14 protein-coding genes are annotated in these 15,123 nt (G+C 53.7%); all 14 read right to left on the bottom strand.

Annotated features, from left to right (window positions below; translation table 11 throughout):
* Positions 1-15 precede the first annotated feature (15 nt).
* The gene (locus tag WIF35_RS09645) at positions 16-471 is read right to left on the bottom strand and encodes a SixA phosphatase family protein (RefSeq protein ID WP_412478015.1); all 456 of its coding nucleotides are present in this window, start codon (positions 469-471) and stop codon (positions 16-18) included.
* A 176-nt stretch (positions 472-647) separates the two neighbouring features.
* Positions 648-2,579: a polysaccharide biosynthesis protein gene (locus WIF35_RS09650; RefSeq protein ID WP_412481235.1), complete on the bottom strand. Its 1,932-nt coding sequence runs from the start codon at positions 2,577-2,579 to the stop codon at positions 648-650.
* A gap of 58 nt (positions 2,580-2,637) precedes the next feature.
* Complete coding sequence (locus WIF35_RS09655; protein WP_412478016.1) at positions 2,638-3,207, bottom strand: sugar transferase; 570 nt, start codon at positions 3,205-3,207, stop codon at positions 2,638-2,640.
* The gene (locus tag WIF35_RS09660; protein ID WP_412481236.1) at positions 3,201-4,139 is read right to left on the bottom strand and encodes an NAD-dependent epimerase/dehydratase family protein; all 939 of its coding nucleotides are present in this window, start codon (positions 4,137-4,139) and stop codon (positions 3,201-3,203) included. Before WIF35_RS09660 ends, WIF35_RS09655 begins: the two co-directional genes overlap by 7 nt.
* A 51-nt stretch (positions 4,140-4,190) precedes the next feature.
* Entirely contained in the window at positions 4,191-4,928 is a 738-nt protein-coding gene (locus WIF35_RS09665) for a glycosyltransferase family 2 protein (protein WP_412478017.1), read from the bottom strand.
* A 44-nt stretch (positions 4,929-4,972) separates the two neighbouring features.
* A complete protein-coding gene (locus WIF35_RS09670) occupies positions 4,973-6,343 on the bottom strand; it encodes a hypothetical protein (RefSeq protein WP_412478018.1) in 1,371 nt (456 codons plus the stop codon).
* 98 nt (positions 6,344-6,441) lie between these two features.
* Positions 6,442-7,827: a hypothetical protein gene (locus WIF35_RS09675; RefSeq protein WP_412478019.1), complete on the bottom strand. Its 1,386-nt coding sequence runs from the start codon at positions 7,825-7,827 to the stop codon at positions 6,442-6,444.
* Positions 7,828-9,351, bottom strand: a complete 1,524-nt coding sequence (locus WIF35_RS09680; protein ID WP_412478020.1) for a lipopolysaccharide biosynthesis protein — start codon at positions 9,349-9,351, stop codon at positions 7,828-7,830.
* Between the two features lie 50 nt (positions 9,352-9,401).
* Positions 9,402-10,409, bottom strand: a complete 1,008-nt coding sequence (locus WIF35_RS09685) for a hypothetical protein (protein WP_412478021.1) — start codon at positions 10,407-10,409, stop codon at positions 9,402-9,404.
* A gap of 27 nt (positions 10,410-10,436) precedes the next feature.
* Positions 10,437-11,819, bottom strand: coding sequence for a hypothetical protein (locus WIF35_RS09690; RefSeq protein ID WP_412478022.1), 1,383 nt, complete (start codon positions 11,817-11,819; stop codon positions 10,437-10,439).
* Positions 11,819-12,709, bottom strand: coding sequence for an FkbM family methyltransferase (locus tag WIF35_RS09695; protein WP_412478023.1), 891 nt, complete (start codon positions 12,707-12,709; stop codon positions 11,819-11,821). The genes WIF35_RS09690 and WIF35_RS09695 overlap by 1 nt, the downstream gene beginning before the upstream one ends.
* 29 nt (positions 12,710-12,738) lie before the next feature.
* Positions 12,739-13,494, bottom strand: coding sequence for an SDR family NAD(P)-dependent oxidoreductase (locus WIF35_RS09700; protein WP_412478024.1), 756 nt, complete (start codon positions 13,492-13,494; stop codon positions 12,739-12,741).
* The gene (locus WIF35_RS09705; RefSeq protein WP_412478025.1) at positions 13,484-14,416 is read right to left on the bottom strand and encodes a phosphoglycerate dehydrogenase; all 933 of its coding nucleotides are present in this window, start codon (positions 14,414-14,416) and stop codon (positions 13,484-13,486) included. Before WIF35_RS09705 ends, WIF35_RS09700 begins: the two co-directional genes overlap by 11 nt.
* Positions 14,413-15,123: an acylneuraminate cytidylyltransferase family protein gene (locus tag WIF35_RS09710; RefSeq protein ID WP_412478026.1), complete on the bottom strand. Its 711-nt coding sequence runs from the start codon at positions 15,121-15,123 to the stop codon at positions 14,413-14,415. Before WIF35_RS09710 ends, WIF35_RS09705 begins: the two co-directional genes overlap by 4 nt.

A 15,123-nucleotide genomic window follows, 5' to 3' on the forward strand; every position in this document is an offset into this window, starting at 1 on the left:
ATGACAGCGACTTGTCTAGTCCAGAAGTTCGACCGGAATCATCGCCCGCAACACCGTCTGCATGTCACCGCGACGAACGCGATTGCTCAACCACCACAAAGCGCCTTTTTTTACGCTCCAGTCGGACTCGTGACCGGCGAGCAACAGCGAGGCCATGCGCCCCAAGGTTGGCTGGTGGCCAATGATCAGCACCGACCCGGCCGCATCCGGCCAACCTGAGGCGGCAATCAACTCGGAAACACAGGCATTGGGACCAATCTTGCGGTTCGTTTCGAACGGCAGATTCAAGGCTTCGGCCGTCTGCTGCGTCCGCACTGCCGGGCTGACGATAATGCGCAAATCCTTGGGCTGGTGCGCCCGAATCCATCCCGCCATCGCCGTTGCCTGTTTCTGCCCCCGCTCCGTCAGGCGACGTAGCATATCGTCCTCGCCATCCTCGGCTTCGGCATGACGCCACAAGAGCAAATCCATAGAGGTCTCCTTCGCGAAAGGCGGCATCATGAACTCATCTTGTTACATGCGCATTGCGGGCAATATACGCCGACCCTGTCATACCGCTGCAAAAACAGAAGCGGACTGGGCTCCTGATCACGCAAGACAGGCCTTTGCCCTCTCCTCGCTGGCCGGTAAGACGGATACGGCCAGACTCACCCCGCCCCCTCCAAAGCTTGCGCCTCGGCCTCCTGTTCCAGATACACCAGATCCACAATGTCGTCGCTGGGGGTATAGCCGGCCACCAGTTGCTGCATCATCAGGCGGATCACGCCCACGTCGTTCACGTTCAGGGCCATCTCCAAGGCATTGAGATTGGCCTCGAACTCGACCCATGGAAGGAATTCCTCGTGGGCTTTCATGATTCGGGGGTGCGCGGTGGGCTTGGGGTTGTCACCGATCAGCAGCTCCTCGTAGAGTTTTTCGCCGGGACGCAAACCGGTTACGGCGATCTCGATGTCGCCCTCGGGGTGCTCTTCGTCTTTCACCGTCAGCCCCGACAGCTCCACCATGCGCCGGGCCAAGTCCATGATCTTCACGGGCTGGCCCATGTCGAGCACAAACACATCACCGCCCTTGGCCATGGCACCAGCCTGGATCACCAGCTGGGCCGCTTCCGGAATGGTCATGAAGTAACGCGTCACCTCGGGGTGCGTGAGCGTGATGGGCCCGCCGTCGCGGATCTGCTGGCGGAACTTCGGCACCACAGAGCCTGATGAGCCAAGCACGTTGCCAAATCGCACCATGCTGAATTTGGTACCAGGATTTCTTGCAGCCAATGCCTGCAGGGCCATTTCAGCCAGACGTTTGCTGGCCCCCATGACGTTGGTGGGACGCACCGCCTTATCGGTGCTGATCAGCACGAAGTCGGAGACACCGGTTTCCACAGCCGCTTGTGCCGTACGTAGCGTACCGAGCACATTATTCTTGATGCCCTCAGCCGGATTATGCTCCACCAGAGGCACATGCTTGTACGCTGCAGCGTGATACACCGTGTTCGGGTGCCAGGTAGCCATGATCTCGCGCATGCGGTCGCCGTCCTGCACTGAAGCCAGCAGTGGCAGCAGCACCGGCAACGGCCCTTCTTGCCCAGACTGCTTTTGCTCCAACTCGTGGTGGATGCAGTAGAGCGCAAATTCGCTCTGCTCGATCAACAGCAACTTGGCCGGAGCCACAGCCAGAATCTGGCGGCACAACTCGCTCCCAATTGAGCCTCCCGCCCCCGTCACCAGCACTACCTTGCCCACGATGTTCTTGGCCAGCAGGATGTGATTGGGCGTGACCGGCTCCCGGCCGAGCAAGTCGTCAATATCCAGTTCTCGCAGGTCCGAGATGCTGACCTTGCCCTGGGCCAGATCGGTCACGCTGGGCAGGGTGCGCACGGCCACGTGAGCACTTCGAATCTGGCCCAGGATTTCATTGCGGCGCTTGCGGCTCAGGCTGGGCACGGCCAGCAGCACGTCGCTGATATTGAGCGTGGTGGCCAGATTGTCCAGGTCGATCGGGTTGTAGATGGGTTGGCCATTGAGCAGGTGGCCATGCAGGCGGTCGTCGTCGTCCAGAAACCCTGCCACCTGCATTTCGTGGCTGTTGGCCATGGCAGCAGCCAACTGCCGGCCGGTGCTGCCTGCACCGTAGATCAGCACCTTGGGGCGTGAAGCGCGCTTGAGGATGCTCAAATACTGGTAACCCAGCCAGACCCGGGCAAGAGCCCGGGATGCGCCCACGAAAAAGAGCAACAGAATGGGCTGGATGATTCCCACCGTGCGGGGCACCCCGGTCACGCCAATCGCGGTGAAGACAGAGGCATAAAGCAAGCTGTAAATACCCACCGCGCGAGCGACAGCGAGTAGCGCGGGCCAGCCGCTGTAGCGGAAGATTGCGCGGTACAGACCACTCACAATGAATAACGGCAACGCAAGCGCCACAGAAGTTGCTGCTGCCCAACTGGCTCCCGTACCCCATTCTGCATGCCTGGCAAAGCCAATGAACTCCCCTAGGCGCAGATAGTAGGCAAGCCATACCGTTAATACACATAGGCTGATGTCCAGCAAGATCACGACGATGCGCTTGGCCACGCGGGGCATCGCCAGCACAGGCGTTGCCAATAGCGCAAGAGGCCTTCTCAACATGATCCGTTCACCATCATCGCAGCCCTTCGCTTCCTTGAACTCTGTCTCCCGCACCTTTGCCCAGAGCAGTCAGCAGGATGTACTTAAAGTATTTGAACAAAGTCAGGGTCTTGATCATCTGCTCATCTGTTTCGGCCAACAGGCGCGGGGTGGACATGTCGATTCCCTGCACCTGCGCCAATCCAGTGATGCCTGGGCGAACATCGAAGACTCCTCGCTCAGCGCGTTCCACCATCAGGGCCTCCTGGTTGAACAAGCAAGGGCGTGGTCCCACTAGGCTCATTTCGCCTTTGAGTACATTCCACAACTGAGGTAGCTCATCCAGCTTGCTGCGTCGCAGAATCCGCCCAAATGGCGTGATCGCGGAGGCATCTGCTAGATGCGTGGCCACCGATGCCGTGTCCGGGCGCATGGTGCGGAACTTGACCAGTACGAACAACTGCTGGTTTCTTCCCACGCGCTGCTGGCGATACAGTGGCGAACCGGTGTCCCACATGCCAATCAGCCACAACAAGGCTAATACGGGCGATCCCAGGATCAGGCCCAGCAGGGCAAACAACACGTCAAACAGTCGTATCAGCACCGCTGGCCTCCTACTGCTTGCTTTAGCCCCTCATCCACTCCTATCGGAGGGCGCCAGCCCAGCAATTTCCGAGTTTTGCTCGTGTCTACCTGCAGCGAGCCACACAGGCTCCGAAACATCTCGGGCTTTCCCAGCAGTTTAGCGCCCAAAGCCAGTACTCCCAACGGTACAGGCAGCAGGCGGGGCGGCAGCCCCATCGTCGCACCCAGTCTGCACAACAAATCAACAGTGGAAAGATCCTCATCATCGCTGACGAGAAAAACTTGATTTGCTGCTGCAGGATGGTCACAGACAGTCATCAGCAAATCTACCAAATTCGAAAGGGCCACATAGCTGCGCCGGTTCATTGTCACTGCTCCGAGTGGCAAGGGCAAGCGTCGTCGGAGCATTGTCACGAGTGTTCTGAAATTTCCAGGAGCCCCAGCGCCATAGACTAGCGGCGGCCTCACCACAACAACCTCCAGCCCTGTTTCCTGCGATATTGCGTGGAGGCCCTGTTCAGCCTCGTACTTCGATATTGCGTAGGGTGTCTGCGGATTTGGCACTGCCTCCGGCCCAAAAGGCTCCTCACCACTCGTAAGACCATTGACACCAATAGAACTAACAAACACAAATCTCTTCACACCCGCAGCCGCCGCGCTCTTCGCCAGCGCCAGCGTCAGATCTGTGTTGACCTTTCGAAATTCAAGCAATGCATCTCTTCGGGGCCCCTTTATGAGGTGCGCTTGACCAGCACAGTGGACAAAAACTGAGCATTGTCTTAATACGTCAGACCAAGACGCCCGGTCGACAAGAGATGCAACTGCAACATCAATCCCCCCGAGCTGCTGCGCCCCCCCCTCCCGAACGAAGGCAGTTACCGAGCGGTTCTCTTGAATCAGACGACCCAACATAGCTCGCCCAACGAAACCATTCGCCCCACTTAAAGCCATTTTTGTCGACAAAACAAGTATTCCGCAGACTCAAAACATACAACCAATAATCTATAGGTACTTCAACACACCACGAACCGCATACTGAATGAAGTACCAAATTGACAGCGGGATGCTCAGCCCCTCCATATCTCGATATGCACGCCAGACTTTTAGTGCTGATTTCCCTTTATTGCGCGAGACAGACTTTTCCATCACGCGATACCTCATGAGATCAGCATCCAGACCGTGGGCCGTAATGCCCTTCTTCACGACTTGCAGCCAACAATCGAAGTCATCGTAATAAGTCTTCCGCATTCGAATCCGCCCTATGCATGCGGTATCCAGCATAACCGTTGATGTCGCGATGGCTGTATTTCCGAGCAACTGGCGGTAACCGAGGGTCGCCGGCACACTGATATAACGGCCCGGCTCACCACCAGCCAACGGAATTCGTCTGAACCCGGTGAAGACAAAGGCTGCATCACGCATACGGGCAAACTCAAGGCACTGCTCAAGTTTTTGAGGCAACCAGAGATCGTCACTATCGAGAAAGGCAATCCAGCGCCCCTGAGCACGGTCTAGCGCGGCATTCCGAGCCATAGCCGGGCCGACATTGTGATCAAGCTTGATCAACTTAATTCTGTGATCAACCGTCGTCCATCGCTCAATCACCTTACGCGTGCTATCAGGTGAACAGTCCTCAGCAATCAACAATTCCCAGTGAGGATAAGTCTGCGCGATGACCGATTTGATTGTTTCAGCCACGACGTCGGCACACCGATAAGCTGGGGTGATGATGGAAACCAAGTCCTTCCGATCGACCTGAGCGGGATCACGATCTATATTTGACATCATGAAAAATGAAGGGGGCGGGCACTGTCACGGTGGCGCCCGAGTGGAACCCTACTCATAAACATCCAGACCAGAAGCCCAGCACCGATGCCGAAGGCGATGAACGGGAAAGGTAAGACGCTGAAACCGACAAACATGTTTGAAAGAAAGAGCACGTAGAACAGGCAACTGAACAGCCAGACACCGACGAGCACGCGAACGCCAGTGGACTGCATCCAACAGATGGACTTGCCAAATAGCATCCCGAGCACCGCTGCTGTCAGCGTAAGTCCGAAACCACCATAATCATGGAGAGCCGCGCCTGCCAAGGTAATACCACCTGGACCATACACCCTCGCGCCTGTCTTCCTCTCCATACCAACATCTAGACCTATACGCCTCCCCCATTCAGCTATGAAATTCAGGAGTATTGGATCTCCCCGCTCCTCGCCTGCCAGCGCTCTACTGAGGTTGAAAATCCCATGGTTCAAGTAAACCATGGTAGGGCCGCAGACTGGGCACATCTCCACAAACAGCTTTTCCCGCCACGCCCCACCATCGTCCATAGGGCGAGCCTGAAGCACAAACTCATGGTAATACCCCGTCATGTAGTTCGCAGCGATCTTTCCCGCCGACAAATCGTTCTCCTTGAGCTTAACTAAGACGCCCGGCTTACTACAGAAAATCCGGTCCGAGAAGACAGCAGAGGAAAAAGCGACCATGCCGACAATCGGCATCGCTAGGACGACCAGCGCCACACGCCAACGACGGGCCGCCTTTTCGCCAGCAGTTGAAGAGCCAAGGCTAGCCACTAGTCCGATAAGGTTCATGGCGAGAAACGCCAGCATAGCATTCCTCGAGCCAATGAATCCTGCGTATAGCGCCCCGACCAAGGTAAAGAACAGCTGGAGCGCGATATCACTGCGTGAGACCTCCCACACCGATCCGGCTCGACTCATCGTGTACGAGGTAGACAACATCCCAAGATAGGCAAACGAAGTCAACAGGTGACCAAGAATGCTCGCCAGTCGAATGTGGAAGGGAAGCAAACTACGGTCGACCTCAAGCCAGACAAAGCGGATTTCCGAAAAACACGAGATCGATCGTACTTCAGTCAGATAATATTTTGACCAGACATGTAGTGCAATACCAGCCAAAGAGGCCAGCAACAGAAATGCTCGCAGTCTACGATCACCGAACACTTGGTCCTGCATGACTGGCAACGCAGGAATCCCCTTGGGTTTGCGTGCAGACAGCCCTATCATGCCCTTGGCGCAGAGCAAAAAAATCGCCAAGAAGGCGACTAGAACCCAAATCGACGGCGCTGTCGGATAACGGCTTGTGAAGGGAGCCGCCCACAAGATCAGCACGTGCAACACGATGACGAGCATACTCAGTGCTGCGCACCAATTGAAAGTTGCATACGAACACATTGCCATATCGGGACAGTCACCCCTATGACGAATTAATCGGCGTTGCCCCCCCCCCACTAGGCTTCCTCTTTCACATCAAGCATGCTGTCACAGAACATATTAACATTTCTCCGATCTGTCACATAAAGCTCCCCCGGAAAGGTGGCATCCCAAACCGACTGAAAGAATTTTTCAATTCTCTTCTTGTCTATCTCGCACCTATCGGTGAACGTATGCATACAGCGGCCCGCCTCTGAGAGCGAGTTAATGGGCGTTACCAATGGCGCATTTCTATAAAATGCATCCCCCAACACCAGAACTGGCTTACCCAAAAGGACAGCCTCAGCCCCCGATTTGGAGTTAACAGAAATAACACCCTCGCATTTCTGCATAATCTCGTAATTGTTTTCTGAAGGTGGGATCAACGCAATATTGTCATGGCGGCGCAGCAATTTCCGGATTGCATTCGCATCGATCGCACCGATCATTGCGGGATGCTCCTTGATTGCAAGCTTGCAATTATGTGGAACTACTCGGGCAAGATAATCAATAAGCGCCAACTGGTCTAGATACTCGGGAGACCGGATCGTCAACGCCATATCACCAGGAACATGCATTGGGTAATACATAAACCTGTCCAACTCGGCCAATGACGTATATGAATGCCTCAATCGCAGGCTGTTGAACAGCATCGTCAGATGCTTCTTTACATGTCCAAAGATGTGTCCAAACTCCTGTCGTTTGCCCAGAAGGTATTTATCGACCAACTTCGCCGAGAGACGACGCAGGTTCTTCATATTTGCAATCTTGCGTACCGCAGTATTGTAATGGTGCCTATCCTTGACTGGCACAACGATTGCGCGAGAACCCAGAGTTTCGGTCAGGTAGGCTCTCAATTCCGCGCTCACCTCGGGTTTCTTGCCACCACCGATGCGGGGAGCCCCGAAGGTATTCTTGAGGAAGAACATTCTTCCGCGGAAGAACGAAGGCTCAATAAACCAGTTGTCGACACCATTCTTTCGTGCAGCAAAGAAGGCCCCTATGACGGAGAGAAAGCCCCCAAGTTCCTGGATCAACACCACCCTCCGGGCATGCGACTTTAACTCTTCACATGCCGAATTTGCGAGCTCCAAGGACCGTGCAAGCTTGTCTTGCATGCGCCTACTATCTCTGACGCCGAACGTAAACCGCTCATGACTCAGCCACAAGTTCAAATCTGAGACTGAGTATTTTTTGAATATGGCATCCAACTCCCCCTGACTCAACTCGGCCTTTTCGCGCATCTCCGAAAACGCATAGACCGCAAATCCGGCCGCTCTCAACATTTCGGTGCTACGGTCATCGAACGAAAGATATTGGCACTCCACCTCACGTGCCCTGAGCTCCAGTCCGATACTCAGCCAAAATTCCGTTTGATACTCTGCAAGTGTGGAAATCAAAAAGCAGGTGTTAGTTGTCATCATCTATTTCTGCCATCTCTTCAGTTTGTGCAACTGCCCTCGTACCAATGCACGAGCCTGCTCCGTCAACCCCCAACGATATATCAGCAGCCAGGCTGCCAGGCCGCAGATCACGCCCTCCAGGGCCAACATCAACACTGCATTGCCAATATCGTGGATGCCAATGAGCTCCAATACCGCGACCGGAATTATCGACAGGACCACCATGCGGACGAACATACCGACAACCCCACCTACAGGAAGCCCCAATTCGCAGCAAGGCACCCTGATTGACCAGGGAATGGTTATCACGATAGAAAAGAACGCGGCCACCACGCCCCAGAGGCCATAGTTGGGAATAAAAGCCAACCATATCAATAAAGTAACAGCAAGGTTCAACCATTGAATCATTGAAACATGATGTACCTTACGATTCATTCCAATCATTATTTGCCAACCGAATGACGACAGCGGATTGATGATATTGAATATCAACAGAACCTGCAGCAGGGGCGTCAGGTAAGTGAAATCCGCCCCCATCCAGGCATTAAGGAATGGACTTGCAAGATAGGCTGACGTTACTGATATAGGCACCACGACCGCCAGATTGAACTGCATCCCGTAGTCGAGGAGCTTCCGATTTCGCTCCATGTCGTCGCTGGCACTGAGTTCCGACGCTAGCGGCATTACCACCTGATTTCCCAGCGCGAAATTGCTCTTTATCATCCGGGGAAGTTTGATCAACACCTCATAGCCTGTCATCATGGCAGGCGGCAGTAATATTGCCACCGCCAATTTTTCCCCTTGGTTCGCGATCATGCTCGATAATTGCGATAAGAAAATATGCTTGCCGAGCTTCATTTGCCTGGTTAGCACCGCCGCATCTGGAAGACGAAACCAGGAGAGCGACGTTTTCGGCAAGCAGTTGAGCAAGATATTCGTGGCAAGCCCGAGTTTCATGAGCAACAGAACCAATGCGATCGCTGCAACAACAACGTAGTCGTATCCAACGGATACGGCAGCTATCGCCAAAGCCGTATATAGCAGGTACCAAAGGATCTCAAGAACCTTTACCTGCCTGAATCGCTGAAGTCCCTCAAGGGCACCATACACAACCATGCCTGGCAACTCTAATGGCCATGTGGCAAATGCCCACTTTATCGCCAGAGCCATCGTCTCGATGTCATCGTCCGAACTTACCAGGGCACGCGCAATCTCTTGGGAAAATTGCCACCCAAGCACGGCAAAAGAAACGCCGATCGCTGCAAGCAACCAAGCCGTAGACAGCAGCAACGTCTTGATCTTCTCGAAGTCACCTCGCACATGGTAGTCCGCCACACTTCTGGTGACAGCCATACGTAGGCCCAAGTCGAATATGGCCAATACGCCCATACTTGAGAACATGCGAGCGTAAGCCAAATAGCCGTATCCATCTGCCCCGATGCGATAGACCAACACTGGCAACAACAGGAACCCTATCAGGAGCACCAGCAGATTGGCCCCTGATACGATGGCTGTGTTACGTATTGCCCTTGACTTGACTGACATAAGCCTCACTGTCTTGCCGCAGCACGCGGCGACAATTGCACCTGTGTGTTTTATGCGGCCGTGGCCATCGACGTCTCAACCCAAGGGAATTGCTTCAACTCGTCTATCTGCTGCTGTTGGGGTGCGATGGCAGCTCTACGCGTATCAGGGTAAAACGCCTCCACGGCGGTTTGAGCCGGTAGACCCGGAACGAGTAAATCAGCCCTGACAAAGAATGCATTTACTCCCGTCGATTCGCACGCGATCAACTCGTACCCTTTGGACTTGGCAAGTTCGGCCCAAGCCGAAAGTGACGCGCCGTAATACCACCCCGCTGGATGCCACTTACTATTCCACCTGTAGAAGTCTCGTTCATATGGGATTGCCAGCTTTGCGTCAGGCCCCAGGCTGGCGTTGTACTCCACGACGACCACACGGGGCCGAAACTCCTCCAATGCCCGCCAAAGCCAATAATCAATCCCGTCAATATCTATGGACAACAAGTCAAAGTCGGCAGGTATGTCATATTGGGACAGCTGGTACTTGACAGTCTCCTCACTTAACCAAACCGTCTCTGCGCGTAGCGTGCGGGTCGTGTCTGTGGCAGACAACCTACCGTACATCTCCCGCATTTCCGCAATGCTGTTTTCATCACCGTCAAACGACACCCCGTTCCATCCGAATTGAGTCGACAGGTTACGCGTATTGGACGTGGCTCCACCTGCACCAAATTCCACAAAAAACCGATTCGTAGCACCTATTTGAGAAAAGATATAAAGCAAAAGACCATCTTCTCCATTCTGAGAAAACACTTGGTATTCGCGCCCTCGATATAAATCCTTGGATTTCGCCACAGTCTGGCTTGGATACATGGAATGTGGTAGTGATAGCATATTTCGGTCATGCTTTTCCACTTTCAACCAAATCTCATGCAACTCGCTCAAGTGTCTGATACTCAACAGGTCCGCGCGCCACAATGAGGAAATCAGAAACCAGAAATTTGCGGCGAATCTAAAAAAAGCGTTCTTCTTTAATACTTGAACCAGTCTTGCTCTATTCATGATGTAAAACTCTTTCAATTTCCTATTCACCGCCATGTGCGACAGCTATGGCAGCATGCGGTACAGAACATTATCTATTGCTTTATCCGGGAAATACTGGCGCAGATGAGACTCATCACCATTGCCCACTCCAGAATCTACCTGCGCAAGAGCACGATCAAGTGTAGGCGTCAACTTTTCAGTGCCCGGCACATAGTAACTCAGCTGGGTGTACAGCTCTTCGAGCAGAGGCCATTCAGAATGAACAATATCCTGCAGACCGGTTCGAATCAGAACCGTTGGAATTCCCGCCATGGCCGGAATTAACAGAACAGTTGAAAATAGACCCACAACCAGATCCACTTCGGACAACAGTGGATACATCGGATCGTGACTAATGCTCCACTCCGAAAATCCGGAATGCGCCATGTCAGCCGCAAGCATGGAATAGTTGTTTGCCGGGTGAGGCTTTAGGATGACTTCCACCTCTCGCCCCAACGTCGAAAAGGATTGGGCTAAGGCGCTCAAGGGCCCAAAGACATCCTGATAATCGACAATGTACGGATCCAAATTGGCCGGACGGACCTCTCCTTTGGGCATATAGCGGCGCATTACAAAAAGACAGCGGATTTTCTTTGATGGACGGGCAAGCACCTTCTTACCGCCAAATCCGCGCTTGCAGCGTTCAAGCCAGCCCGAGTCCAGTCCAGGATAACCTGTAATCTGGAATTGCCCCCTCCGGTCCGGCACCTGGCGCCAGGGCTCTCCAAATTTCATAGGCACCCAAAAATCACAGAAGTCAGGCAGACTTTCACCCTTCTCGTCAAACGCACAAAACTCACGCACCGGGTCTCGTAAATGCGGCGCATGCGGCAGCAATGCCACCTTGACCCTGTGCCGGTACATCCAACCATAGAGTTCGTCACGCCCCGGAAACTGGGTCGTTGACCGATTATCAAACAGCACGAAATCCGGGCTCAGCCTGGTCAATATCGCGTTCGTATCGACAACTTTTGCAGTCACCCGGTTCTCAACTAATGTCGCAGTAGACTGCAAGAGATTCGAAAACAAACGCCTCCAGCCATATTCCTGTATCAAATAGAGAACGAATCCTGTACGGCCCTTCTTTTTGCTATTCAGAAGGTAGAAATTCCATGCTTCATGGAAATGGATTTTGTCTGCCCTTGATCCGGAAAAAAACTTCCTGAACAAGTCTTCGAACGGACGGAAAATTGGGCGGAGAAAATTGGAAAAATCGACCTGCTGAATATCGTGCTCGGTAAACATGCGATCCCAGAACTGGGATTGCCGCAATATATTGTGCCGATCCAGAACACAATACAGCACAGTGATGCGCACATTGGGCCTACGACACCTGGCTTCGATAAGCACCGGAACAGTAAAGTCCATGGTGCTGGTGTTTTTTATGACGATCTGGAGTATGTGCATTATTTATGCCGGCAATAAAACTCCAGGCACCCGTTCCCGAGTTCTTTCACCTTCAAGTCATAACCCTGGTCAACGATCCAATTTCTCAGCTCATAAGGCTCCCCCTCCGCACAGGGATGCGCCTCAATAATCATGTAATCTACCCGCGTCCACAAAGACGGATCTGCCATCTTCATGGAACGGTATTCGCTTCCTTCACAGTCTATTTTCAGTAGCCGGCAACGTGAATCCCCCCCCATTTCAGCAAACAATGTATTCAGGGTCGTACAGTTTATTTGCACCGTTTCGCCCGCGGCGAATGCCTTGCGTTTGCCGTCTTTTTCCTTGTAAACGCTGAGTTCGGCGATTGACCCCGTTGTAGAGCTACTGCCTATTGCAAAGGACTGAACTCCTTCAGTGTCGAACAGGCCCAGCGGTTTGATCAGCAACCTCGACTCATCGAACCCATTGATTCGAGCATTCTCTCTGAACAATCTGAGATTGTTCAGGCTGGGCTCCAGTGCAACAACCTTTATTTTTCCAAATCGATGGATAAGCGCCAGAGAAAACGTCCCCACATGCGCCCCGACATCAATAGCGATGTCGCCATTACTCATGGCGAATTCGGGGTAATTGGATATTAGCTCGGCAATATATTCGTCGCCCGCAAACGCCCACGCAGGACCTTCATCGAGCTTATCAATTGGGAGACGAACCCTTAGGCCATCACGTCGCCAGATCGTTGCGGCTGAATAGAGGGCGAACCCGGTCAGCTTCCCAATAGCGTAGTTGACGACACAATTTGCAGCCAACCAATTAGAGAACCAGCTGCTTACCCGGTCGCTGTACGCATACCACTCTGGCCAAGCGTGCCATCTTGCTGCCAGACGCTTAAGAAGTGGTGACGCCATCAATCTTTCTCCATACGCTTGCCTGTAATTCAATCTGGATCATGCAGCCGGGCGCTGATGCCGCCATCCAGCCCTATGCAGGCACCATTTAAAAAAGTCATTCCCCCCCCCACAATCGCGAGCGCTAGACGTGCGACCTCTTCAGCCTGACCGATTCGCTGTAGCGGGTGGCACATTTCAAGCCGTTGATACAGCTCGGGTTTTCCGGCAAAACCGGCTTTCAGCATGTCAGTCTCTATCGCGGCAGGCTCTATTGCATTGACGCGTACGCGCACGCCCACATCAACCGCCAATGCGCGCGTCAATCCCGCCAATGCGGCCTTACTCGTGGCATAGGCTACAAAGTTCTTTTTGGTAAGCCTGGCGTGAATGCTGCCAATGTTTACCACGGCACCGTGGCAGATCGCCAGAAAAGGAAGCAGCGCCTTGATCAGCAGAAAAGGGGCTGTCAGATTGACATCCATCGTCTGACGCCACGCTTGTCGATCAATGTCATCAACTCCGCCAAGAATCTGAATGGCAGCATTGTTGATCAACGCATGGAGCTCACGCCCATTCAGGGCGCCCCTGATAGCCGCGATTGACAGCTGAGCATAGGCGTCATCTTCCACGAATCGACCGAGGTCGATGCGAAGGTAGCAGCCACATGCCAGGTTCACCGGATGCTCAACCTTGTCCGTGGCGATGACATAAAAGCCAGCATCTTGGAACTCCCGAACCAGTTGGCGGCCGATCCCTCCTGCCGCGCCAGTGATCAGGCATGCTTTCGACGCATCAGTCGACACCCAGATACCCCATCAGTTTGGAAATTGCTATCTCGCTCGTTCGCTCAACGGCATCTCTTGTATTCGACGCATTGTGAGACCCAAAGATGCAGCGTGGATGAGTGCGCAAATAGGAATCGGGAGGCAGGGGCTCGACCTCAAATACATCCAGCGCCGCAGAGTAAACCTTGCCCGACACCAGGGCAGCTTCAAGTGCAGGTTCGTCAATGACGGGGCCCCGGCCTACATTCACTACCCGCACCCCATTCTTCATCTTGCTCAGCACGTCCGCATTGACCATATGCCGACTGCTGACGGTAAGTGCACAGGTGATCACGACAAAGTCCGCCTCTTCGATGCGATTGGGCCACACTGATCGCTGCACTGACGGCAGTTCGTCGCTATCAGGGGCAACAGGGTCGTAGGCCACGACCCTCATGCCGCAGGCGAGCAATCGCTTGGCCGTGTTTTTCCCAATGTCGCCAAAGCCGACCAGCGCGACTGTCTTGCCGGCAAGCGAAACCCCTCGCGGTTTGGGCCACTGCCCCTGGCGGACACCGTCGTCAATTTGGAAGGTCTCTCTGGCAAGAGCGATGACGTACCCCAGGGCAATGTCAGCCACCTCCCCGCCGAACATATTGGGTGTATTGGTTATGGGAATACCAAGTTCCTTGCACGCTGCAAAGTCAACGTTATCAACGCCAATCCCCCATTTGACCGCTGCCTTTAGCCGGCCCGCCTTGCCTGTGGCAAAAACCTCGCGCGTTGCCGGATCATCACCGATTATCCAGCCTTCATGCAACGGAACAATGCGCTTCAACTCGTCAACCGAAAGAGTCTGAACAACCGTCGGCGCCGTCACCTCGACGCCATATTTCGAAAAAATGGGTGCGAAGCTTTCAATCATACCCAGCATCGGTGGGCAGGTAACCAGAATCTTCATTGAATTGTTTCCTTGCTCTTCTCCGCTAAGTACCGCGCAGCCACCTCCGCAAAATCCCAGTCTGCCTGCGTATCGATATCGATGGATTCAAAATACGGGCCTTCGTACATCATCGGGCACGTTCCAATGCGGGCTCTGGTTCGGTTGAAACTGTCCAGGGTGAATATGTAGAGATTTGAATTCTCCTCGTACCACGGTTCCAGATTCTGCGTTGGGATGAGGTTATCAGGATCATGGTTGATCGGGCTGCAATCTGCCCGATAGAAGCGGGTCTGCACCTTATCCACCGTAAAAAGGGAGTCCGCCCGACCCAACGACTGAGCCTCCCTGAAAGCCGCCAAAGCCTTGCCAAGGGTCTCTGAGCTCACTAAGGGGTTGGTCGTATGCGTCATGAGATAGACATCGGCCGTCACATTCGCAACGTCATCGGCGAGGACAAGATTCATGGATACGTCATCACCACAAAGCTCCGGCTTACGATCGCGAATGACGATACGCCCGCCCTCGACGAGACCATTTTCAGCCAGCACATGCCTAGCGTCGGTATTGATCACAATTTGATCTATTTGATCAACCGAGAGCAAGGTATCCAGAATCCACCGGAACAGCGGTTTCCCGCAAAATCTTCTAAAATTCTTTCCCTTCACGCGCTGGCTATTAGCCTTCATCGGAAGAAGTGCAACGACACGAGGCTTTCTGTCAGACAT

The organism is Azonexus sp. IMCC34839, assembly GCF_047047955.1.
Classification (GTDB): Bacteria; Pseudomonadota; Gammaproteobacteria; order Burkholderiales; family Rhodocyclaceae; genus Azonexus.